The sequence below is a fragment of the Lysinibacillus sp. FSL P4-0201 genome, from assembly GCF_038593425.1.
GTDB lineage: Bacteria > Bacillota > Bacilli > Bacillales_A > Planococcaceae > Lysinibacillus > Lysinibacillus capsici.
The window spans coordinates 1,621,387-1,645,390 of sequence record NZ_CP151995.1 but is presented as its reverse complement, the minus strand read 5'-3'; the positions used below and the strand labels follow the sequence as shown (position 1 = coordinate 1,645,390).

20 protein-coding genes are annotated in these 24,004 nt (G+C 38.4%); 7 read left to right on the top strand and 13 right to left on the bottom strand.

Annotated elements, in window-relative coordinates:
- Positions 1-5 precede the first annotated feature (5 nt).
- Both MKY76_RS08015 and MKY76_RS08010 read right to left on the bottom strand, forming a co-directional pair.
- A complete protein-coding gene (locus MKY76_RS08015) occupies positions 6-488 on the bottom strand; it encodes a DUF5590 domain-containing protein (RefSeq protein ID WP_016994292.1) in 483 nt (160 codons plus the stop codon).
- Between the two features lie 318 nt (positions 489-806).
- Positions 807-2,231, bottom strand: coding sequence for a tetratricopeptide repeat-containing diguanylate cyclase (locus MKY76_RS08010; protein ID WP_066037664.1), 1,425 nt, complete (start codon positions 2,229-2,231; stop codon positions 807-809).
- 322 nt (positions 2,232-2,553) lie between these two features.
- On the opposite strand from MKY76_RS08010, the gene MKY76_RS08005 reads away from it, so the two are divergent.
- The gene (locus MKY76_RS08005; RefSeq protein WP_313872308.1) at positions 2,554-4,401 is read left to right on the top strand and encodes a multicopper oxidase; all 1,848 of its coding nucleotides are present in this window, start codon (positions 2,554-2,556) and stop codon (positions 4,399-4,401) included.
- Between the two features lie 60 nt (positions 4,402-4,461).
- On the opposite strand, the gene MKY76_RS08000 is transcribed toward MKY76_RS08005, so the two are convergent.
- Both MKY76_RS08000 and MKY76_RS07995 read right to left on the bottom strand, forming a co-directional pair.
- Positions 4,462-5,712 (bottom strand): MFS transporter, encoded by a 1,251-nt coding sequence (locus tag MKY76_RS08000; RefSeq protein ID WP_054550762.1) that lies wholly within the window; start codon positions 5,710-5,712, stop codon positions 4,462-4,464.
- A gap of 178 nt (positions 5,713-5,890) precedes the next feature.
- Complete coding sequence (locus MKY76_RS07995; protein ID WP_048389964.1) at positions 5,891-6,772, bottom strand: LysR family transcriptional regulator; 882 nt, start codon at positions 6,770-6,772, stop codon at positions 5,891-5,893.
- A 129-nt stretch (positions 6,773-6,901) separates the two neighbouring features.
- On the opposite strand from MKY76_RS07995, the gene MKY76_RS07990 reads away from it, so the two are divergent.
- Complete coding sequence (locus tag MKY76_RS07990) at positions 6,902-8,104, top strand: MFS transporter (protein ID WP_342557631.1); 1,203 nt, start codon at positions 6,902-6,904, stop codon at positions 8,102-8,104.
- 108 nt (positions 8,105-8,212) lie between these two features.
- On the opposite strand, the gene MKY76_RS07985 is transcribed toward MKY76_RS07990, so the two are convergent.
- The 8 genes from MKY76_RS07985 to MKY76_RS07950 all read right to left on the bottom strand — a co-directional run bounded on the left by MKY76_RS07985 (position 8,213) and on the right by MKY76_RS07950 (position 17,045).
- Positions 8,213-9,448 carry a Zn-dependent hydrolase gene (locus MKY76_RS07985; protein ID WP_054550760.1) on the bottom strand — a complete coding sequence of 412 codons (1,236 nt, stop codon included), beginning with the start codon at positions 9,446-9,448 and terminating at the stop codon, positions 8,213-8,215.
- A 169-nt stretch (positions 9,449-9,617) separates the two neighbouring features.
- On the bottom strand, positions 9,618-10,076 hold the full coding sequence (locus MKY76_RS07980; protein ID WP_054550759.1) for a nucleoside deaminase: 459 nt from the start codon (positions 10,074-10,076) through the stop codon (positions 9,618-9,620).
- A 13-nt stretch (positions 10,077-10,089) separates the two neighbouring features.
- Positions 10,090-11,040 carry a carbamate kinase gene (gene arcC, locus MKY76_RS07975; RefSeq protein WP_048389956.1) on the bottom strand — a complete coding sequence of 317 codons (951 nt, stop codon included), beginning with the start codon at positions 11,038-11,040 and terminating at the stop codon, positions 10,090-10,092.
- A 2-nt stretch (positions 11,041-11,042) separates the two neighbouring features.
- Entirely contained in the window at positions 11,043-12,521 is a 1,479-nt protein-coding gene (locus MKY76_RS07970) for a cytosine permease (RefSeq protein WP_112117710.1), read from the bottom strand.
- A gap of 31 nt (positions 12,522-12,552) precedes the next feature.
- Positions 12,553-13,980: a DUF1116 domain-containing protein gene (locus MKY76_RS07965; RefSeq protein ID WP_112117709.1), complete on the bottom strand. Its 1,428-nt coding sequence runs from the start codon at positions 13,978-13,980 to the stop codon at positions 12,553-12,555.
- Entirely contained in the window at positions 13,973-15,526 is a 1,554-nt protein-coding gene (gene fdrA, locus MKY76_RS07960) for an acyl-CoA synthetase FdrA (RefSeq protein ID WP_066037660.1), read from the bottom strand. The genes MKY76_RS07965 and fdrA overlap by 8 nt, the downstream gene beginning before the upstream one ends.
- A 2-nt stretch (positions 15,527-15,528) precedes the next feature.
- Positions 15,529-16,404: a DUF2877 domain-containing protein gene (locus tag MKY76_RS07955; protein ID WP_112117707.1), complete on the bottom strand. Its 876-nt coding sequence runs from the start codon at positions 16,402-16,404 to the stop codon at positions 15,529-15,531.
- Positions 16,405-16,436: 32 nt separating this feature from the next.
- A complete protein-coding gene (locus tag MKY76_RS07950; protein ID WP_081011059.1) occupies positions 16,437-17,045 on the bottom strand; it encodes an ankyrin repeat domain-containing protein in 609 nt (202 codons plus the stop codon).
- Positions 17,046-17,259: 214 nt separating this feature from the next.
- Here MKY76_RS07950 and MKY76_RS07945 point away from each other — a divergent pair, with 214 nt between their 5' ends.
- From MKY76_RS07945 to MKY76_RS07930, 4 genes are all read left to right on the top strand, one after another.
- A complete protein-coding gene (locus MKY76_RS07945; RefSeq protein ID WP_342557630.1) occupies positions 17,260-18,978 on the top strand; it encodes a PucR family transcriptional regulator ligand-binding domain-containing protein in 1,719 nt (572 codons plus the stop codon).
- 132 nt (positions 18,979-19,110) lie between these two features.
- Positions 19,111-20,868, top strand: a complete 1,758-nt coding sequence (locus MKY76_RS07940) for an ABC transporter ATP-binding protein (RefSeq protein WP_342557629.1) — start codon at positions 19,111-19,113, stop codon at positions 20,866-20,868.
- 14 nt (positions 20,869-20,882) lie between these two features.
- Complete coding sequence (locus tag MKY76_RS07935; protein WP_257961392.1) at positions 20,883-21,560, top strand: response regulator transcription factor; 678 nt, start codon at positions 20,883-20,885, stop codon at positions 21,558-21,560.
- Positions 21,557-22,630, top strand: coding sequence for a HAMP domain-containing sensor histidine kinase (locus MKY76_RS07930; RefSeq protein WP_208644728.1), 1,074 nt, complete (start codon positions 21,557-21,559; stop codon positions 22,628-22,630). Before MKY76_RS07935 ends, MKY76_RS07930 begins: the two co-directional genes overlap by 4 nt.
- Positions 22,631-22,654: 24 nt before the next feature.
- On the opposite strand, the gene MKY76_RS07925 is transcribed toward MKY76_RS07930, so the two are convergent.
- Positions 22,655-23,242: an NAD(P)H-dependent oxidoreductase gene (locus MKY76_RS07925; RefSeq protein WP_054550751.1), complete on the bottom strand. Its 588-nt coding sequence runs from the start codon at positions 23,240-23,242 to the stop codon at positions 22,655-22,657.
- Positions 23,243-23,363: 121 nt separating this feature from the next.
- Between MKY76_RS07925 and MKY76_RS07920 the strand changes: the two genes are divergently transcribed.
- A complete protein-coding gene (locus tag MKY76_RS07920) occupies positions 23,364-23,801 on the top strand; it encodes a MarR family transcriptional regulator (protein WP_115673420.1) in 438 nt (145 codons plus the stop codon).
- Positions 23,802-24,004 lie beyond the last annotated feature (203 nt).

The window sequence follows — 24,004 nt, the reverse complement described above, 5'->3', positions numbered from 1 at the left end:
TCCTCTTATAAATTCGTAATGCGCTTCCACCAGTCGCCATCCTTAAACAGAATATAGACATAGTTGAGCTGGTCGTGGTCGTTCAGATATGTAATTTCCCAAACTGCGCCAGGCTCCTCATAGCCTAATTTCATGTGGAGGACTTTTTGTACATTTCCTTCATTTTTAAAAACCGATAATGCTTGCTTTTCCGTAATACCATCTTCTAATAACACTTCCTGAATGGAATCCTCGTCTAGATTCGTCGGAACAAAGACAGCTTTTTTATCACCGTATTCGTCTACCCCGAACACAGTAACATACGAATGTTTGCCATTATATGTGTAGGACTCCGATACAATTGCGAGGGCTTTGGCATCGAGTGCCAACTGTTCAGCCTGCTCTTCAATTGAACGGAACGGAGCCTCGGCTTTCCAGAGTACTAAAATACTAATGACAAGTGACAACGAAACAATAAAGACAGAAATGAAAATTAACCAGTTTTTCATCTATTCACCTTATGTTTCACATCGAGCTGTTTTGGCATAACACATAGCTGATGCATGTGTGTGTCTATAACTGTGTAACCATTCATTTTGCTTTCCATTTTGTCAACCTGCTTTCTTTCCTCATACCACAACATTATACAACAATTTTGTGCTGTCGTGTTTCTTAATTTCATATATTGTACGTTGCTAGAACAACGTTTTCAAATGATGACTACAGTAAATTTCATTTCACCTCATAGAAGCCTCGTTTTGGGCATAAAAAACATGGTCCTATCACAAGAAAAATTCCTATTTAACTATGTAAATAGGAACCTGTCATTATGATAATTCGTATAGCACACAGCTAGCACGGCCATTCGCCTTTGCTTGGTATAAACAGCTATCTGCTTGCTCAAATAGCTCCTTGTATTGGTAGTTTTTCTGATTATTCACACAAGCACCCATACTGACCCTTAAGGGATAACTTTGCTGTTCCTGTTCGAGCTTTAGTGAGAGCAAATAGGCATGTGTGTTATGGACCAATGTTTTGATATAGTCCTTCTGAGAATGCCTCAAACAAAGGATGAATTCATCTCCGCCATAACGAATAATTTCCACATCTTCATCCTGTAAAAAATCCTTCAAGCTGTTAGCTAAAAGCTGTAAAATCATATCTCCAAATAAATGACCATGCGTGTCGTTAAATAGTTTAAAATAATCGACATCCAAAACCGTAATACATACATAGGATTGCGTTATTTCGGCTGCATTGAGCCATTCCTGTAGCTCATAGTCTAAAAAATGTCGATTTAAAACGCCTGTTAATGGATCATAATGTGCTTTTTTCTCAAGCTTTTCCTTTTGACGCTTAAATTCTAAGTTCATTACTTGTTGTAATAAATTTGCAACACTCATTTTTTCCGAGAGATCAATATATTCACGCTGTACATCAAAAATTTCATCTCGCCAATCTAATTGATACAATACATTTAACAGTAAGCGCATCACTTTTTTTGTAATTGGCTTATCTCCATAAGATCGGGCAAGATCTATAGCTTGTTTATAATAAAATACAGCTTCTTCAAGCTTTTGCTGTTTTTCAAATAAAAAACCGTAGCCAAACAATGCCGCTACTTTTTCTCGTTTATGATGATGAATAATAGTAGAGGATAACGTACTGTCCAGCAATGCCTTCCCCTTTTTAAAATCCCCTTCTAAAATATACACATCTGCTAAATTATTATTAATACGAATATCATGTAATTTTGCTAGATCAGGCATTGTTCTAGCAAGAGATTTATTATATTCTCTAGCTAATAGCCCTGCTTGAAGTGCTTCCTTTGTACAGCCCTTCTCTACCTCTAAATAGCACAGATTATTATGACAGCGAACAAGCATGACAGGATCTTGTAGCTCCTGCGCATAGGCGATAGATTTTTTCGTCATCTCCACCGTTTTTTCACGGATGCCAACTAAATCATAGATTAATGACATTACTAAATGATAATGCATTAAATCTTTTGTCGTACCATAATTTTGGCAAATGGCCTCATAATCATGAATAAGATTAACCATGCTTAATGTGTCACCTAAAGAATGATGAACTAATATTTTTTGATAGTACAAATCCATGACATATGGATAGTTATTACTCTCTAATGCGACTAAAAGACCTTGATCAGCAAGCTTTAGTGCTTTCGTTAAATACCCCTTTGTGCGCATCTCCATTATCGTTTTATTTAATTCTTCTAATGTTAATTCCACCGTTTCACCACTTCTCCATACCCCATATCATCCAGTTTACTTTGTGCTTTCTCAATTATAAGACATATGTATTCACTTAGTCCGCATTTTTCGTATGATACCAACTATTACCTACAACGCAAAAATCTTTTTTGATGATTGTTTTAAAATCTTACATCTGTTTGCTTGAAAGTGAATCATCTTATCTCATCATAATATGTAGGTAATTTTTTTATGTCTTTACACATTTTTCTCCATTTTTGTCCTCGTTACCTGTTGTTTTTACCCATATGATGAGTTAATTAGCTTTTTTAGTATCGAAAAGGGACGTGATGTTGTGAGTATGCAAATTAACCCTTCTGATCCAGCAACGATTCCAAAATTTGTAGATGAACTTCCAAAACCAATGATTGCTAAACCAAAATACAGCAGAGGGCAACAGAAGAATGATTATTACGAATTGGTCATGATGGAGGGCCAGCATCGTTTTCATAAGCATTTTCCAAACTCATTAATTTGGGGCTACAATGGGCTTTACCCAGGGCCAACCATAGAAGCTTCTAAAGATAAAACTATCTATGTGAAATACAAAAACCAGCTGCCCTTACAGCACTTTTTACCAGTAGATTTTACGCTTCATGCTGCAAACGATTCACAAGAAGTAAGAACAGTTACTCACTTACATGGTGCCAATGTGGATTGGCAGAGTGATGGCCATCCTGAAGCATGGTACACAAGAGACTATCGGCATACTGGTCCAAAATTTAATAAGGAAATACATGAATATACGAATCATCAACCTGGCACTACCATGTGGTATCATGACCATGCCATGGCTTTAACACGTTTAAATGTATATGCAGGATTAGCAGGCTTTTATTTACTGAGGGATGCCCTTGAGGAACGCTCTAATTTACCATGTGGAGACTATGAATATCCGATTTTAATTCAAGATAAAACGTTTAATGAGGATGGCTCATTGTTTTATCCTGACGAACCACCCTTTCCCGTGCCTGTTCATCCCTCTATCACACCAGGCTTTGTTGGTAATACGATAGTGGTTAACGGAAAACTATGGCCTTTTTTAGATGTTGAGCCACGTAAATATAGATTTCGTTTACTAAATGGCTCTAATCGACGAGGCTATGTCATCAGTCTTTCCAATGATCAACCAATGTTTCAAATTGGTACAGATGGCGGTTTCTTATCAGCACCACAACTTATCCAATCTGTCGAGTTGCTGCCAGCTGAACGCACGGATGTCATTATCGATTTTTCAAGCTGTGCTGGACAGGAGATTACCTTACTTAATACTGATACCGATTTCAGTGATGAACATACAAACGTGATTATGCAGTTTCGAGTAACTTTACCTTTGAAATGTGAAGATACAAGTGAGATTCCAGAAAGACTTGCCGTTTCTATGGATCTACATCCACACCATGCCCATATTGAAAGACAGCTACCATTGACGGCGACTACCGATGAGTTTGGTCGACCTATGTTGCTGTTAAATGATCGTATGTACCATGATCCAGCAACGGAAAAACCTTCTTTAGATAGTGTGGAAATCTGGAGCTTTATTAATGCTACACCCTTTATCCATCCTATTCACCTGCACCTCATTCAATTTAAAATTCTGGAACGAAGGCCGTTTGATTTAGAAATCTATCAAAATGAAGGCATCGTACAATTTACAGGGCCGCCTGAAGAACCAAGAGACTATGAGCGAGGTTGGAAAGACACTGTGAAGGCTGACGCTGGAAAGGTGACAAAAATTATTATGCATTGGAAAGATCATGTCGGGAATTATATGTGGCATTGTCATTTCCTTGAGCATGAGGATCATGATATGATGCGACCCATTCTCGTTATGAAAGACGTCCATGCTGTTCAGCAGCCTCATGCAGCAGTAGAACATCCTGTAACACATCAAGAATCAACAGCTCCCACAAATCCTTCAAATCCTACAAGTACTACCCATCATAGTGAATCTTCAGCACCACTATTAAATGAGGTAGAACACTCACAACTTGAGGAAGAAAAGGTAGTCTCACCTCAAGAAGAAGAATCCATTACTATTCATATAGGAGATAATACACAACATATGCCAACGCTACTGTTTCCAACCCATCCTACCAATACTCCTACGAGCAGGCATAGGCCTCGTCAAAGAACCCGAAGATTTTAGCAAAGTACGCTTTACAAAGAAAACTACCAATGAAAAGGTGGTTTTCTTTGTTCTAGCAATTTATTTGACCTCCAATCGCCATATTCTTTTCGTTACGAAAGCTAATAATAATACACACACAGAGATTATAAAGACTGGTATATAGATGTTGGCTTGAAAGAACTCAAATAGCAACCCATACCCCATCTGCCCAAGTGGTGCCATACACTGTGATACAGCCATCATAATTGCCATGACTTTCCCTAATTGTTCATTTGGTGTTTCTTTTTGCACAAGGGTCATTACGTAAATGGAGATAATCGTCATCATCATCGCAATGATAAGAGCACAACCAATAAATAAGCTATACGATGGATAATAGCCAATTTGAAGGGCGCGAGGGAGCACAGACATAGCCATGGGAATTACCAAAAAGGCTGACATCAATACCCAAATATAGAGGGTGTGAATACGCAGCTTTTTTGCAAAGTACCCCATCGTTAACGCGCCTAAAATCGTCGCAAAATCAATAATCCCCATTCCTATTCCATACAATGTATCACTACTTTTCATCGTGACACGAAGAATAATAGGCACACCAACGATAAAAAGTGGAGTCAATAGTAAATTCAATAAAGCAGCAAGTAGCGTACATTTTAAAATAAAAGTTTGCTTCACCACATAAGTAAAGCCTTCTTTCATGTCTTTGATTAAGGTCGGCATCAAATGACCATCATAGCTACGTTTCACAAATGGGATTGTCATAAACATTTCTACAATAGCCGTAAAGAAAAATAATAAACCACTTACTATGACGAGAAGTTTGAGGCCAAGCATTCCATATAGTATCCCCCCTAGCACAGGTGCTGTCACTCCTGCTAATGCCTGGACCCCATTGACGATTCCATTAGCCTGCTCAAGCTTTTGTTCGCTAACTAATAGCGGAATACTAGCCATTACAGCTGGCGTGTACATTGCACTAATGAATGAAAGAAGCACCATAACCAACCCAATCCATAGCACAGAATGATTGTCTGTTAGTAATACAATAAAAAAAATCAATACAATGCCACTACTGATAAAATCAAATAGGACCATTAAATTTCGCCGATTAAAACGATCTGCTATAGCGCCACCAAATGGTGTAAGTAAAACAGGAAGGCTTGAAATAGCGAAAAGCACAGCAAAAAGATCTGCCCGTCCTGTTATATCTAAAACAAAAAGTGAAAGAGCAAATCTTAAAAGCGCAGAGCCTAAAATAGAAATAATCTGCCCAGCTACCATAATGATAAAATCTTTCGAAAAGCCTTTTTCTTTGACTAGCATTTCCATATAAAAAACACCCCTTATTATTTTTAGACCGACAGTCGGTCATTTAATATGTTAAAAAATTGTAGGCACAAGCTTCTAGGACTTGCCCTACAAATTAGACTGACTGTCGGTTTATAAATAGTATATGTGAACTCTCCAAAAAAAGGAACATATTTTTATATCTTCCTTTTTGTTAACCCTATTTGCTTTTAAAGTAATGTTTAATTTGCTCAATCATAGCAGTAGTTGCCTGACTAACATAGCGATCTACGCGGAAAATAATGGATAGGCTTCGGCTTGGAGCACCATTTGAAATTCGTATACTACACAAACTAGGATCATTCATTTGTTGGAGCAAAGGATAGGGTTGCACCGTTACACCAATATTGGCTCGAACGAGATTCATAATGGACGTGACAGAGCTTGTTTCAAGAATAGAATGAATGTGAAAACCATGCTTTTTTACAGCCTCTTCAACTATCTCTCTACCAAGAAAACCTTCTGGATACATCACCATAGGAAGTCCTTCTAATTCAGCAATTGGGATCACTGTTTGCTGTGCCAATGGATGCTCCTTTGAAACGGTCAGTACATATTCCTCTCTACATAAAGGAATAATGACCAATCGATCATCTGATTCTACATTCGTCCCAATACCGATATCCACTTCATTTTCGAGAACCTGCCGCATAATATCGATGGAAGCAAGTATCTTTAATTTTACCTTTGGAAATTTTTGATGGAAATCAATAACAAGCTGTGTAATCCGATAATCAAGATCAGATGGCATGATGCCAATACTTATTTGTCCCCCTTGTAGCCCCTGTAAATCTTTAATCGAATCTTTGACATTTTGTAATGTATTAAATACCTCTGTTGTATAGCTAAACAAAAGAGAGCCTGCCTCAGTCACAACAATTTTTTTGCCAATACGATCGAACAATGGCATTCCTAGCTCATCCTCCAGCACACGTATTTGCTGGCTTAACGTTGGCTGAGAGATGCCAAGTTTCTCAGCAGCTTTTGTAAAATGTAGCTCCTCATAGACTGCCATAAAATAATGCAGATGCCGTATTTCCACATAGACCACGCCCTATCATAGTTTCTAACTATCATTGTAATAGTAATAATAGTATTGTTCAATCATTCTAATTCAGATAGACTTCAATTTAGGCTTACTATTTATTTGATAGGACGGAGAGGAAAGACAATGAATATAAAACACAAAATTATACCAATTATTGCCATCATTTTAGCTTCTTTTAATTTACGGCCTGTCATTACTTCGGTGTCCCCCTTATTAGGAACTATTCGCCAGACTTTACATATGAGCGCAGCTACTGCTAGTTTGCTAACTTCTTTAGCTGTGCTATGTATGGGCTTTTTTGCACCTTTCGCAATCAAACTAGCTAATCGTTGGAGCATCGAGCGAACTATCGCTTACGCTCTTATTCTTATTGGACTAGCAACAGCTACCAGATATTTTGCTAATACTGCCTGGGTCATGCTAGTAACAGCCTTGTTATCAGGCATTGGCATTGCCATCGTAGGTCCACTGTTATCGGGCTATATTAAGGAGAAATTTGCGAACCCTTCCCGTGTAGTGGGGATTTACTCGCTAGCACTTGTAGTAGGAGCTGCACTTGGCTCTGGGCTTTCTATTCCACTAAGCAATTTTTTTCATTCATGGCAAGTTTCTTCTGCCTCCTGGGCTATTCTTGCTTTAATCGCTTTATTCTTTTGGTGGAAGCCAATTGAACAAAAAGCAGTTACTGCATCAGTCACAAATTCACCTAGTAAGAGCAACAGTGTGAAGCAAATGTTAATGAATCAAAAGGCTTGGCTTTTAACAGGCTTTTTTGGTTTAATGGCCTTCATGTTTTATACCATCATGGCTTGGTTACCTCCCATCGCAGAAAATTTAGGCTATAGCAAACACGACGCTGGAATGATGCTGACACTATTAACAATTGCCCAAATGCCAGCTACATTTTTAGTGCCTATATTAAATAACCGTTTTCAGCATCGAGCCGTATGGCTAGTAGGTAGTTCATCATTAGAGTTAATTGGTTTATTGATGCTACTGTTTTCTTATAATCCTTGGCTGAGCAGTATTCTGATTGGCCTTGGTGCAGGTGGGCTTTTCTCATTAGGGCTAACATTACCAATTGATGAGGCCAAAGATATTCACGAGGCTAGCTTCTTAGCTGCTATGACACAATCAGTTGGCTTTGTATTTGCTGCATTGGGCCCCTTCTTTGTCGGTCTTGTTCGAGATTTCACAGGCAATTTTACAACTGCTATTATTGGCATGATCATCATCGTCCTTGTGATGATTCTGATTCAACTAAAAATTGGAAACCAAAAGCAACCGCAAATGCATCATATTCACATGAAAAAGACGACTTTCTAACAAGGAAGGTCGTCTTTTAATGATGGAATCGATTTTGTGCCTTTGTTGTATTGCCTTCACGGGATGACACTGGCCATACATGTAGCGTCTTCAACTGATGATTGCTAATTAGCTGACTGAAGCATATCTTAGCACAACTGCCTCTAAAACATCGATTCCTATTAATATATCTTCAAGCTCCGTATGTTCATCTGGATGGTGACTTAAACCATCCACTGAAGGAATAAAAATAAGGCCAACTGGTCCGAGCCTTGTCATATTCATAGAATCGTGACCTGCTCCACTTTGCATATATTGATAGGATAGTTTCTTCTCTACACAAATTGTTTCTAAATCTTGCATTAGCTTTGGAGAAAGCAGGACAGGATCCTCTGAGCTAATGACATTGTATTCAATCGCAAGCTGCCTCTTTTGTTGAACGTTTGCAATAACCGTATAAAAATGCTGAAGCACACGTTCTCTCGATTCCACAGAGGATGATCGGATATCTACAGTTAACTCCACTTCACCTGGAACTACGTTCATCGAGCCTGCCACAACCTCTAGTATTCCAACAGTTGCCACAGTGCCAAACTCCTGCTCTGCTATCGCCGCTTTTTCTAATTCTAATGCCAATTCGGATGCTCCTAAAAGAGCGTCCTTTCTCATATTCATTGGAGTCGTGCCTGAATGGGACGCTTTTCCATTTAACTTCATTAATAAGCGAACTGGTGCTGCTACCCCTGTGACAATACCAATTTTCTTTTCATAGTTAATTAGCAGTGGTCCCTGTTCAATATGCAATTCGAAAAAGGCATGGAATCCTTCCTTTACTCTTGTCGCTTGATCAACACTACTAAAATCAAGTCCACAATGAGCAAAAGCCTGCTCCATCGTAATACCATCTCGATCGACTAAATGGCGATATTTTTCTTTATCAATTAATCCTGCCATTGCTTTACTGCCTACTGTTGACACACCAAATCTTGAAGACTCCTCACAGGCAAAGGCGATAATTTCAATTGGATGCTCTGTCACAATAGATCGCTCGTTTAATCGCTTGATGACCTCTAGGGCAGCGGTTACCCCTACAACGCCATCATATTTACCGCCTTGATAGACAGTATCTAAATGGGATCCCATGACAACAGGCTGCAATCCTGGCACACTGCCTTCTCTTCGAGCAATAAGATTTCCACAATGGTCAATATGAATTTGAAGATTTTCATCTTTACATAAACGAATAAAGGCATGTAAACAAGCCTGTTCTTCATTCGTATAGGCAACTCTCGTAATCCCTTTTTCGCCTGAATTATATTGATTCATTTTATCTAGTAATTGTTGATAACGTTCTTTATAGATCATGTAAACAGCTCCTTTTGAAGAATTACGAAGATGAAAATCAGACCAAATGTACGCTTGTATAGTATCTATTTTACACCTTTTTGGTTGAAAATTAGAAAAGGGATTCTCCATAACGAGATCCCTACTCTAATTCACTGGAAAGACTTAAGCAGTATATGACTGCTCTAATCTATTTACTATTAGCCATTTTGTCATTGAAATGATGGAACAAAGCATCACATTCTTCAGTCGTTTCAATTTTTTGCATGTTCAGGACACTTTTATCTTTACCCGTTAAGTAATCACGTAGATGCATATCAGAGAAGCCATGTACATGAGCATCTTCTGCTGTATTACAATAATGAACTTCTTTAATACCCGACCAAATAATAGCGCCCACACACATTGGACATGGTTCGCAAGTAGCGTAGATGACGCAATCGGATAAATCCATTGTGCCAAGCTTTTTAGAGGCTTCACGAATGGCTACTATTTCTGCATGTGCAGTGATGTCTGTATCACGCATCATTGTATTGCCAACAACAGCGATGATTTCATCACCTCTTACAATGGTTGCACCAAATGGTCCACCAATATTTTGATCGATGCCTTCTTTTGTTTTGTCAACAGCTAGTTGAATATAATCCATACCGTGATTCCTCCTAGTTAATAATATGAGTACCAGCCTGATTATTGATCGCTTCTTTCAGACTTTCAGGGTTTGTAATAATTACTCGATGACCACCATTTTCTAAGAAGCTTAAGCTTGCTTCGATTTTTGGTAGCATACTTCCTGGCGGGAACTGATTATCTTGAACATGCTGCTTTGTTTCCTCAACAGTAATTTCTTCAAGTGCTTGTTGTTCAGGTTTTCCAAAGTTAATAAACACACGCGGAACACCCGTTGTAATAATTAATGAATCCGCATTTACTTGTGCCGCTAATAGACTTGTTGCAAAGTCTTTGTCAATGACTGCATCTACACCCTCATAGACATTGTTTTCTTTTTTCACAACTGGAATTCCACCACCGCCTACAGCGATCACGACATAATCATTATCAATTAATGATTTAATCGCCTCTTTTTCCACGATATCGATTGGTTTTGGTGAAGGCACAACGCGACGGTAGCCACGGCCAGAATCCTCTACCATTTTCCAATCTGGATGCTCTACTAGCATCGCCTCCGCTTGCTCCTTTGTAAAGAATGAACCAACTGGCTTTGTAGGGTTAATAAAGTTGGGATCATGTTCATTGATTTCAACTTGTGTAATCACACTGACTACCTTTTTATTAATTTGACGTTTAGTCAGTTCGTTAATTAATGCTTGTTGAATTAAATAGCCAATTCCACCTTGTGTGTCAGCCACACAGTTTACTAACGGAATTGCTGGCATGCCTGATACTTCATTAGCAATTTCACTTCTTTGTAAAGTGAAACCAACTTGTGGACCATTGCCGTGTGTGACAACCACTTTATAACCTTCCTGAATCATATCCGCGATATGCTCGACAGTTTGAGCAACTGCCTCTTGCTGACTTTGAATAGATTCACTTCCACTATCTTTTACCAACGAGTTACCGCCGATTGCTACAATTACTAATTTATTCACAACTACACCCCTACTTCTTTTTCTACACTATTTTGAACATTTTGCTGATTAAATTTATATAACAGCGTATATAAAATGAATGACACGATCAGTCCGCTAAAGAAAGCAAAGTTATTTAGCTGTACTAAAAACGGCACACTTTTCAGGAAAGCACCTGACATTGGTAAGAGGAAGCTTATTAATAGAACGATACATGCTACGATGTTATAGCCAGATTTATAAGCTCCATTATGACCTTCTTCCACATAAATCATAGATAAATCTAAACGCCTTTTACGCTCGATAAAGAAGCTAGACAACATAATACCTGCAATCGGTCCAAACATAGAGCCTATAAAACTATAAAAGAAAAATAACGTTTCTGTACTCGATACTAGTTTCCAAGGCAAAATGACTGTGCCAATAATCGCTGTTAAAATACCTGCTGTTTTGACCGTAAATACTTTAGGGAATAAAGTTGTCATTTGCAATCCAGATGGTAATAAATTACCAAAAACTACAAAAGCTGTTGCGCCTACATTTAAAGCTAAAATTAATACAATTACTGAAAAGGGATTTTGAATTTTATCAATAGCATCTACAATATTAAAAATTGGTTGCCCAAAAGCAATTTCTGTCCCTGCTATTAAACTAATACAAGTAATCGCAAATAATAGATACGAGCCGATCATACCGATGGATAAGCCATAGATCATTGCTTTTGGCGATTTAGCTCTTTGCGTAAAATCTGCAATATTTACAATTGGACCAGCCCAGTTAGACACCAATGCGCTAACACATGCAATAAAGACCAATGGACTTTCCATCGTTGTAGAAGGCTTATATTCTAAAATTGGTCCAATTCCTCCAGCAATATTAATTGCCCAAATCGCTGCGCCAATAATGAAAATATAAACAATCGGTGATGAGTATTTACCGAAGACTGTTAGCATATCCATGCCACCTAAAAAAAGTAAAACTGTAATTACCCATAAAATAATATAAGAAATCATAGTCGGAACATCTAAGCCAAAAATAGTGAAGTCTCCACCAATAGACATATAGTTCGGAATGAATCTTGCAAATAATACATTAAGGGATTGAGCGCCCACAACGGTCGTCGTACCAAAGAATACAACCCCAGCAATCAACCCTCGACATAACGCCGGAATAATAGAGCCTTTTACTCCAAATGAATCTCTTAGTAATATAGCAAACGGAATGCCATATTTAGAGGCGGAATATCCATTTAAGCAATAGCCTGCTGAGACGATTACTGCTGAAAGCATAATGGCTAAGAAAACTTGATTAACTGATAATCCTAAGACAAAAAACCCTGCAACCGTCATATAAGACATAATATTGTGAACTGCGCCCATCCACACGGTAATGTAGTTAAAGATTCCCCAGTCTCTTTCCTGAGGTCCTTTTGGTAAAAGTTCTTCCGAATAGCCAAGTGCTCTATAATCTTGATTGGACTGTTCAATTTTTGCGTGTTCCATAGAAAGCTCCTCCTACTTATAGGAAGTGGGCTTAAGCCCACTTCTCACTAATTGTAATTAATGCTTTTTCAAAAGCTTCCATTGGAGGATTTGTAATACCAGCACCAATCATACCGATTCCAGCCTCTTTATGTGCGATAGCTGTATTAATAATTGGAAGAATACCTGATTGGATGACTTTGCGAATATCAATACCAGTAGGAATTCCCATGAAGTTTAATAATGGAATGGTAATATTTTGGTTTTCTGTCGTCGTAATTTCTTTCATTTTACGAGAATAACCAATTGCTTCATCCACTGTTCCACCTACTAAAGCAACGATTGCTGGTGCAGTAGCCATTGCGAAACCACCAATACCGTAAGTTTCTGTAATAGCACTATCCCCTATATCAAGACCTGAATCCTCTGGTTTGTAGCCAGCAAACATCGGTCCGATTACTTTTTGTGCTGGGCCAGTAAACCATGTATTACCTGGCATGCCACTAATACGAACACCAAATTCTACACCGTTACGTGCCATTGTTGTCACGACAGTACTATATTCGATTCCATGTGCAGCATCTAATGCACATTTACAGCATGCCATCCATGTAGGACCTGAGAAATAATCACTACTTGCCACGAAATCAAATACTGCTCGCTTCTGTTCAACAGGATAATCTGTTTCTAAGATATATGGTGTCAATGCTTGAATTAATAAGCTTGTACCTGCATTATTACGGTTATGACATTCGTCACCCATGTGGAGCGCTTGTGCAAGCATCAATCGTAGATCGATGCCGTCTTTATTTAATTTCATTGCATCACGTAAAATTGGCCCTAACACATCACGCATCCATATTAATCGCTCGACAACGCTGTCATCGTTGGCACCCATACGTAAGATTTTTGCCATTTGCTCACTTAAATTTGTATAGGCGATATTGCCATACGTTTTATTTTCAACGATGTGCATAAACATCGAAGCAGATGTTACCCCAGCCATTGAACCAACTGCATTATGCTCATGGCAAGGTGAGAATGTAATATCTCCAGAAGCCGCTACCTTTGCTGCTTCTTCCAAATCTTTCGCTAATCCTTCGAATACAAGAGCACCCATCACAGCGCCCTTCATTGGGCCATTCATATCTTCCCAAGTAATGGGTGGTCCTGCGTGTAAAATTGTTTTTTTCGTCATGCCAGGTACAACATTGATGGCTTGATCGAAACCAATCAACACGGGTTGAGAGTTCACAATTTTTTCCACTGCAAGACGATTTGCTGCTTCGATTTTTTCAGCAAGTTCTGCTTTATCGATTTTGTTTAGTGCTGCAATAATTTCTGGCTTACCTCCACCCGGTGGTGACCACTCTAGGTGTGTAGCACTTGCATTTTGTGCTAATATATCATCCTTAAAAAGTTCAATACCTACGTTAATTACGTTAATTTTACTTGTGAAAAGTTCATTGATCTTACTCATGATTTTCTCCTTTCAACACCATTTCTCTAGCAAGTAATCCTGCATTTGTACTACTGCTTGCATGTGTAACACCTGCATCGACTAATTTTTCCACTTGCTCATCTATGTTTGGCGTATCTAAGTCTGTTCCAAGGACATACCCAATGATCTCTAAATGTCTACCTTCTTTTTCAGCAAATTGTTTAGCTTCAATGATGGCTGGAAGCATAACACCCACTGGGTCTTCGTGAGAGCCAAAGCCTAATACGAAGTCCATCACAATGACACCAACTGTCGGATCTTTTGCTTCTTGTAAGAAGCGCTCAATGCGAGAAGACGGATCGATCATTGGATGTGGTTTACCATTTGTAAAATCATCATCACCGAAGTCAATGAATGTATGTTCCTGACTCACATTGATATCTTTCAATAAGAAATCAGGATTCTTTTGGATGTTACTGTAAATATTATCTAATTTTTCCATAGCTAGATACATAGATTCATCACAAAGCGTACCGCCACAGAATAACCCACGAATGTATTTTTGCTCTGGCGCTAATTTTGCACGAACCTCTTCAACTAATGGAATGTTAAGCGCACGTTTGTTAATACCAGCTTCATCAATACCTGCTAGTAAGACTGCCTTTAAGGCTGCTTCTTTCGATGTTTTAGCAAATTGTCCACCAGCTGCCACTACAGCCTCTTCATTACCACCTATAAAATAAACCACTACCGGTTTGCTGCATTCTTTAATTTGTGCGAGTACTTTTTTCTCAACACTTGCTTCAGGTGGCTTCGATACAAGTACAATCACTTTAGTGGCTTCATCGGCATCTAGTGCTTTGATACCATCAAGCATCATCATACCGCCCACTTCTTTACTTAAATCTCTTCCGCCAGTACCGATCAGTTGTGTGATACCACCACCGAAGTCATGAATGCGAACACTTACTTCTTGGCTACCTGTACCAGATGCCGCTACGATACCGATATTGCCTTTTCTTACAGCGTTTGCAAAGCAAAGTCCTGTATTACCAATAATAGCGGTACCACAGTCTGGTCCCATCATTAATAAGCCTTTTTCATGTGCTAAAGTTTTTAATTCTACTTCGTCTTCAACGCTCACATTATCACTGAACAGCATCACGTGTAGATCATTTTCAAGTGCTTTGCGTGCTTCGCGAACGGCAAATGCCCCATTGACAGAAATGACCGCAAAGTTTGCATCAGGAATTCCTTGTGCAGCCGAATCAATCGTTGCATATTTAATATCACTTTTTGCTTGTGCTTTATCTTTATTTGTTAGTAATTCTTCCACTGCTAGGTAAGCGCTTTCTGTTTGATCCGCATTAGCAGTTTTAACAATAATCATTAAGTCCCCTGCTGTTGCTTCCTCCACTTCTGGCGTCATCAAACCAACGTTACGAATGACTCCTTTGTTCATCTCCGTACCCATACCAATAATTGCTTGCTCGACGCCTTCAATTTGATTCGCTTTTGTAGATAGTGACATCAATGACACTGAATCAAAATATGTGTTGCGCTTAATTACGACTTTAATACTCATCATTATCCTCCTAATTTTATATTGGCTTCTAAGCCACTTATCAGCCCTAAGGCAATATCTGTTCCTGAGGAGGAGCCAATAGCAAGCACCTTTCTCAGAGCCTCAATGGATTCCACTTCTGTGCCATATAAAATGGCGTGTATGAATGAACATATGGACTCCCTTACTTGTCCATATGCTGCCTTCTTCAATGTTGTAAAGCTAATCTCATTGGTCAAAGGCTGAATCACTTTGATGACGCTTTCACACAAAGGTTTATACATAGAACACGGGCTATTTTGTAAGTGAATGATAGCAAATAAGCCTACTAAAAAATCATCCCCTGATGGTGTTAGCCCTGGCCCCAAGCCTACTAAATCAGCTGCATATGCCTGAAAACGATCCAAACGTTGATTCAATATTTCTTCATAAAGTAAAGTTGTGCGCTGCTGTAATAATCTCGATGTCTCCGCTTCAAATTCACTGACGGGAGAATCATTACGTTTTATGCCGCCGCCTTTCCCATGTAAATCAATGAATTGTTTAACACGAATCATATTCATTTTTAAGCGTGTACAATTTGCTGGATAAATAGGTAGCTGACATTGCCAACGAGAGGCGGTTGGGATCGCTATTATTAATTTTTCTTCTATTAATAGTTGATTATGGCGAACCGATACCCTATCATGTTGCTGAATGCCCAGGTGATCCAATGTATCAAGACCAATGACAAGTGTATTGGGTGCCCGATCCATTGCCTTCGTAGCAAGTGTAAAAATTTCATCATTACCATCACTCCGTATATTTAAGGCATGTTTAAACACGCTGTGAACCGTTCCCGTAAACGTCGCCACTATTTGCTGCAGGAAATAATCATCACCCAATTTGGCATGTATCATATGTACACCCTCTTTATGTCGTAGGAGTACTACTATTTCGCTCCTGCTTCTAGTAGAATTTTTTCAATTTCAGTAAATCCTTTTTCTTTAGCCATTGTTAATGGTGTCACACCATATTGATCCACTAATTGTGTATCTGCTCCATGTTCTACTAATAGACGAACTATTTCTTGTTGCTTTTCTCCCCCATCATTGAGGAGAATGGCTTCAATCAATGGTGTCCATCCACAAATATTTGTATGGTTGACATTGATGTCTGTAGTCGTTACAAGTTCACGAACTACCTCAACAAAGCCCTTCTCACTTGCTGGATGAATCCCTACACCGCCAAAGCGTGTTAAACGCTCTAAATCTGTGTTTGCTTGTAGCATTATTTTCACAAGCTCTAACTTTCCATTTATACATCCATACAAAAATGGGTTTAAACAAATTTGATCTTGAAGGTCAATATCTGCCCCTTCCTGAATTAAAAATTTTACTGTTTCTAATTGATCATTCATCGCAGCAAGTAAAATTGCTGTACGTTTGCGCTTATTTTGAGAATTAATATCCACACCTTGTTGTAAATAACCTTTCAGAGCGTTATTATCACCTGCTTCAGCTGCAGTTAAAAATTCTGAGACCACATTCATATCTACCAATTTCATTCCTCCATTTCTCTGACCTATTGTTCATTTCAACTAAAAAGAAATAAACCGCGAGAATGTTACTACTTTCACATTTCCGTCTTACAAGCTTTATTTTATTCTCTTATGCCGTAGATATCATTGTTTAGCAAAACCAAAAAGAATGTAGATCATTTAGGCAATATGTACAATGTTTTGTGATAAGATTATGGCGAAGGAGTGAAATCATTTGCTAACAATTAAAGATATATTAGAGATAAAGGCACTTGAAGGAATTAAAATTGTTGCTGGAGAGCAAGGAATTCACAATGAAATTGCACTTGTGAACATTATCGAAAATCCCGATGCATTTGATTGGCTGACACCGAATGAATTACTGTTAACGACTGGTTACATCTTCCAAGATGACGAAGCCTTACAAAATAAAATTATCCAAGAAATCTCTAAAATCAATTGTGCAGGCCTTGTTATTAAAATGAGACGCTATTTACAAAAGACGCCTCAAAACATGATTGATATTGCCAATCAGCATGGATTGCCGTTATTAGAGTTACCTTATAATTACACCCTTTCCAAGGTCATCTCGATTATCAATGAAAAGGCATCTGGCCGTTATGATCTATTAAATAGAAAATCTTTGGACATGCACAATACGCTATTTAAGGTGGCGCTTGAAGGAGGAGGCATCGAATCTATTTCCTCTAAGTTAGCTGAAACAATTAATAACCCGATTATTTTTTTAGATAATGACTGGAATTTACTGCATTATACAGATCTTGATACGAATCCTGTGCCCCTTGCCTATGGCATTAATTTAAAGAAGAATCGTCCAACATTTTCAAAGGATTTTATAAATACCATTCCGAATGATCTCAATGAAATGCAAAAATCCATTACACGAATCTATCAATTAGAAGATCTAGCCGTAAAATGTAGAATTCTTCCTGTTGCAGTAGCCAACTATATTTATGGCTATATTGTCATTTGGCAAACTGTACGGGATCTGAATGAGTTTGATTTCATCGTTTTAGAGCAAGCCTCCACGATTGTGGCACTAGAAAGGATAAAACAGAAAGAAATTGAGGGTGTACGTCTAAAGATTAAACAAGAGTTTTTTGATGATTTATTGACTGGAAAAATCACTTCGCTTGAAACACTACAATCACTATGCGATCTCCACGGCTTAAAGATCAACCATAAATATTATTGCATCGTCATCTCTATTAGCCATGAAAATTTGCAAAACCAGCATGATTTAATTTCTAGAAAATACGAAACTGATAATATTGCAAAAAAATGTATGAATTTAATTTATGAGCACTCTAGCACAATTAATGGAGAAATTACATGCCTTTATCGCAACAATCAAATCATTATATTAGTTGGACAGCAAGACAGCAAACAAGATTTCACGATCAATGAAACAAAGCAATACGCAGAAAACATTCTCCAATTATTAGTACAGCAACATACGCAAAGCTCTTTCTTAATGGGAATTGGCAAAGAATATAAACATATACGTTTTGTCCATAAAAGCTTTGCAGAGGCACATGAAGCTCTCCGTCTTATGCACCGCTTCGAAGAGCGTGGGGCAGTGGCTCATTATGCGGATCACTCCATTTATCATTTTTTAGATTCCAATATTAATGAAGTGCAGCTAAAGGACTTTTTCTTAGAAAGCTTGGGTTCTGTCTTTGAGCATGATCTATTACATGGGACAAGCTATCTACTTACATTAGAAAATTACTTTATCAATCATATGAATATAAGTGAAACAGCCAAGGAAATGTTTATCCATCGCAATACGTTAATTTATCGGATTGAAAAGATTAAAGAAATTTTAAAAACCGATTTAAAAAGCTATGAGGAGCTGTTACAAATCCAGCTAGCCTTAAGAATCTATCGCTTGCTTGGTAAGTCTTTATACCACGATGAATTTGCAGACTAGTATCAAAAGGTGGTGATCGCATCACCTTTTTTTGATGACCATTCATTTCATATTCAGTTCATAAACGCATGCTATAGTAAAGCCATAGAAACGAAATACATTGTTTTCAGACAATGAAGGAGGCTTATTTCTTTGCAAGAAACATCAAATGATATGTCTAAACAAAAAGATTGGCGCCGTTTTATACAGTTAGTAAAACGTGCCGAACCACCGATATGGCTACTTGTCATCGCTTTAGTGATGAGTTTAGCAACAACAGGTGTAGGGTTTATTGTTCCATTATTTACAAAACAATTAGTGGATGGCTTTTCGTTAGAATCGCTTAATTATTGGCAAATTATTGTATTGGGTATTGCCTTTATCGCACAGGCTATTGCCAGTGGATTATCCATCTATTATTTAAATCGAGTTGGACATCATGTTGTGGCAAAATTACGCGACCAGCTATGGCGAAAGCTGTTGCATTTACCAATCTCCTATTATGATGAACATAATACAGGCGAAACATTGAGCCGTGTTACGAATGACACAGGGGTTGTGAAAGAGCTTATAACAGAGCATTTAGCAAACTGTTTATCTGGCGTTATTTCCATTATAGGTTCTATCATCATTCTTCTATTTTTAGATTGGAAAATGACATTAGTCATGCTGATTGCCGTACCACTGGCTATGGTGATCTTAATGTTGTTAGGACGACGCATGTTTGTGATTTCAAAAGGGATGCAAGATGAAACAGCAAAATTTACGTCTGTATTAAATCAAGTTTTACCTGAAACGCGCCTAGTCAAGGCTTCAAATGCTGAGCAAATTGAATATGAGCGTGGAAAAAAGGGCATTACCAATCTCTTTACATTTGGCTTAAAAGAAGCAAAAATTCATGCACTGATTTCCCCGCTGATTTCATTCGTTCTGATGTCTGTGCTTGTAGCTATTATTGGCTATGGTGGTGTCCGTGTTTCCTCTGGAGAGCTGACGGCTGGCGATATGGTGGCATTTATTTTATATTTAATCCAAATCATTATGCCAATGACGCAATTAACGATGTTCTTTACCCAGCTCCAAAAAGCCATGGGTGCTACAGAACGAATTAGTGCATTGCTTGAATACGAGGAAGAACATATTGAAGAAGGCTTAACAGTAGAAAAAGTAGATCAACCCATTTATCTTAAAAATGTTGATTTTTCTTATGGTGAGGAACCCATTTTATCCGATATTAACTTCACAATTGAGCCAGGCAAAGTAACAGCCATCGTTGGACCAAGCGGCGGCGGTAAAACAACCACATTTTCACTGCTAGAACGATATTATCGGCCAACGAACGGCAGTATCACACTAGGAGATACACCAATCGAAACATTCTCACTCCACTCTTGGCGCAGTCAAATCGGCTATGTGGCGCAGGAAAGTGCCCTGCTATCAGGAACAATTCGAGAAAATATTTGCTATGGTATAGACCGTGAAGTGCAAGATGATGAGCTAGAAAAAGTGGCAAAAATGGCCTATGCAGATCAATTTATTAACGAGCTTCCAGACAAGTTTGACACTGAAGTTGGAGAACGAGGCATCAAGCTGTCAGGAGGACAACGTCAACGTATCTCTATCGCAAGAGCGCTCTTACGTAATCCGCAAATATTAATGCTGGATGAAGCAACATCAAGCTTAGATAGTAAATCAGAAATTTATGTACAAAAGGCATTAGACAACTTAATGCAAGGGCGCACAACACTAGTCATTGCGCACCGTTTATCGACAGTGGTAGATGCCGATCAAATATTGTTTATCGAGAAAGGGCATATTACAGGCTGTGGTACACACGAAACTCTCTTTGAAACACATGCTATGTATCGTGAGTTTGCCATGCAGCAATTACGCATTAAAGACGTTGAATAAAGGGGTTTGTTGAGATGACAAAACTATTAGTCGTGGATGATGATGCACATATTCGAGAATTGGTAAAAGTGTTTCTGCAAAATGAGGGCTTAGAGGTGATAGAGGCTATCGATGGTGTTGATGCACTGACTAAATTAGACACTGAAAAAGTCGATATGGTCGTGATGGACATTATGATGCCCAATATGGATGGCTGGGCATTATGTGAGGAAATACGTTCATTCAATACAGATCTACCAATCCTTATGCTTACAGCTAAAGGAGAAACCTCTCAAAAAATCAAGGGCTTTCATTTAGGGACAGATGATTATCTTGTGAAGCCATTCGAGCCTGCCGAGCTAATCGTACGTGTTAAGTCTATTTTAAAAAGATATCGTATCTCCCTTTCTCAAGTTGTAGAGGCTGGAAATGTCAAATTAAATCGCCATACACATGAAGTGGAAATGAACGGCGAGACGATTCTCCTTCGTTTGAAGGAGTTCGAGCTATTATTTACACTTGCAAGCTATGTTGGCAAAACCTTTTCCCGTGAACAGTTGATCGAAGAAATCTGGGGCTACGACTATGAGGGAGATGAACGAACAGTTGATGTCCATATCAAAAGAATACGAGAACGCTTTCCACAGGAGACGAGTGGCTTTGTCATTCGCACCATTCGTGGTCTTGGTTACCGCCTGGAACTAGACACATGAGAAAACGAAGATTCTTGTTAAGATTAGCGCTGGTCTTTTGCCTGTTTCTGATTGCAAACACCGTTTTCGCTTTTATTTCCTATCATGTAACTTCATGGCTGTATGGACGGTTAGGAACTGAGCCTCATGGATTTTGGCTACAACTAGCAACAGTGATTGGGGTGTTTGCACTCTTTGCCTGTTCAGCTGCCATTATCTTTTTAATCGGACTAAATCGACAACGTAACTATTGGGATACGATTGTAGATGCATTAAGCCGCATGGCAAAAGGTGATTTTGATGTTCAGCTGGATTTGAGAGCAGATGAGGAGGATCAATTTGGGCAATTGATTCATGGTATTAATCATATGGCTGTTGAGTTAGGTGAACTGGAAAGAATGCGTCAGGAGTTCATTTCCAATGTCTCCCATGAAATTCAATCACCTTTAACATCTATTAATGGCTTTGCCAAGGCTTTGAAAAATATTAACCTACCTGAAGAAAAACGTCAGCATTATCTAGCTATAATTGAATTAGAAAGTAATCGTCTATCAAAAATTAGCGACAATTTACTCAAGCTAACTTCCTTAGAATCGCAGCATCATCCATTTGAGCCTATAACTTATCGACTCGATAAACAACTACGCAATGTTGTGCTGGCACTAGAACCGAATTGGTTAGCCAAACAGATTGACTTTGATCTCGATCTTGATAACCTGAGCATCACTGCAGATGAGGATTTGATGAATCAAGTCTGGATGAATTTGCTGACAAACAGTATTAAGTTTACACCTACCAATGGAACCATCTCATTATCTATGAAAAAGCAGTTCGACACGATAACCGTTCAGGTTCAAGATACTGGCATAGGCTTAACCGAAGAACAACAAAAGCATATTTTCGAAAGGTTTTATAAGGCCGATCAATCGCGAACTGCTGGAAATGGCGGTAGCGGATTAGGGCTAGCCATTGTCAAAAAAATAATTGAGATGCATCATGGAACCATTGCTGTAGAAAGTAAAATAGCAGAATATACAAGATTTTTGATTACTGTCCCCATCGACAGTACGCCAACTCATGCAAACGACTAACCCCGTCTGCATGAGTTATTTTTTCTAGTATGCTACTTTACTAAAGTATCGATATACTTTATTTAGTTTTTGCTGTTGCTTCCCCTTTTTACTTTCCATATTACCAAACTCAAAAAACTTCACTTTTTTCATTCCAACAAATTTAAACAACGCCCTTTTCATTAAAATTTTATGTGCATTGTTCAACCATAAAAATGGATAATTGGTTGGCCCCTTCATCGTGGACACACAGACTACAGATTTCCCTTTTAAAAGACCCTCTGGAAATAAACCCTTTGTATCTCGATAAGCAAAATTTGCTGCAAATAATTGGTCGATATATCCTAACAGCATGGCTGGCGGTCTCCCCCACCAGATCGGATAAACAAATACAATTTGATCTGCCCAAGAGAGCTGTTGGCGGTATTTTTCCATTTTCGGATCCCGATACATATCACGACGTCGTTTATGTTCATGGAAAATTAAGCGTGGATCGAACTCTTCTTCATATAAATCTAGTATCTGAATCTCCTCGATGGTAGGATTCTCTCGACACCCCTTTATCACTTCTTGTAAAAAAGCATAATTTAAACTTTTATGGTTGGGATATGTATAAACAATTAACGTTTTCATTGTGCGCCTCCTCGTTACTTATCATTTGATAACAAAATAATAATTCATTTCATTTTAGTTGTCAAATGATAATTGTTTTAGGACAAGTTATTTGTTATCTTGACAGTAAGAGGTGATCCCATTGAATAAAAGCGCTTTATTTCATCAGTTTGTAGCATTTACAGCCACAATCCATCAAGTGACACATGATCTCACACAAAATGTTAACACTGCGAATATTACACCGCTACAATATAAAATTCTTGAATATATTAAAGTAAGCCAACCTGTCACACCAACAGAAATCAGTGAATGTCAGCATATGTCCCTACCCAACACAAGCCGTGAACTTCGGAAATTGCTGGAACGGCAGCTAATCGAAAAATTTAACGACACAGCCGACCGCAGAAAGCAGTATGTCCGTTTATCCAAAGAGGGTGAAAAAATGATGGAGGAGGCATTTGCCTGTATCGAAGAACGCTTTTTACAGCTTATTCAACACGCAACACAGGATGATCTAAAGGACATCCAACATGCTCTAACCATTTTAGAGGAAAAGGTTTTACAGCAAAACGGCTAAGACCATGCTGCTTTTCGGGTGTGGTGATCGCTACTATTGGAGAAGCTGGAGGCGAGATCTTTTTTGACTGAAATTGCTCTTGCTTTGGTTTGAAGTGTTCATTTTTTCAAAACCGATCTTTTCTTTGCTCGAAGTGATTATTTTTTGTTCAAAACCGCTCTTTCCTTTGCTCTAAGTGATCCCTTTTCAATCGCTACCGCTCT

Coding starts and splice junctions, on each gene's coding strand:
- MKY76_RS08015 (WP_016994292.1), bottom strand. CDS start 488: ATGAAAAACTGGTTAATTTTCATTTCTGTCTTTATTGTTTCGTTGTCA.
- MKY76_RS08005 (WP_313872308.1), top strand. CDS start 2,554: ATGCAAATTAACCCTTCTGATCCAGCAACGATTCCAAAATTTGTAGAT.
- MKY76_RS08000 (WP_054550762.1), bottom strand. CDS start 5,712: ATGGAAATGCTAGTCAAAGAAAAAGGCTTTTCGAAAGATTTTATCATT.
- MKY76_RS07990 (WP_342557631.1), top strand. CDS start 6,902: ATGAATATAAAACACAAAATTATACCAATTATTGCCATCATTTTAGCT.
- MKY76_RS07985 (WP_054550760.1), bottom strand. CDS start 9,448: ATGATCTATAAAGAACGTTATCAACAATTACTAGATAAAATGAATCAA.
- MKY76_RS07980 (WP_054550759.1), bottom strand. CDS start 10,076: ATGGATTATATTCAACTAGCTGTTGACAAAACAAAAGAAGGCATCGAT.
- MKY76_RS07970 (WP_112117710.1), bottom strand. CDS start 12,521: ATGGAACACGCAAAAATTGAACAGTCCAATCAAGATTATAGAGCACTT.
- MKY76_RS07965 (WP_112117709.1), bottom strand. CDS start 13,980: ATGAGTAAGATCAATGAACTTTTCACAAGTAAAATTAACGTAATTAAC.
- fdrA (WP_066037660.1), bottom strand. CDS start 15,526: ATGAGTATTAAAGTCGTAATTAAGCGCAACACATATTTTGATTCAGTG.
- MKY76_RS07955 (WP_112117707.1), bottom strand. CDS start 16,404: ATGATACATGCCAAATTGGGTGATGATTATTTCCTGCAGCAAATAGTG.
- MKY76_RS07935 (WP_257961392.1), top strand. CDS start 20,883: ATGACAAAACTATTAGTCGTGGATGATGATGCACATATTCGAGAATTG.
- MKY76_RS07930 (WP_208644728.1), top strand. CDS start 21,557: ATGAGAAAACGAAGATTCTTGTTAAGATTAGCGCTGGTCTTTTGCCTG.
- MKY76_RS07925 (WP_054550751.1), bottom strand. CDS start 23,242: ATGAAAACGTTAATTGTTTATACATATCCCAACCATAAAAGTTTAAAT.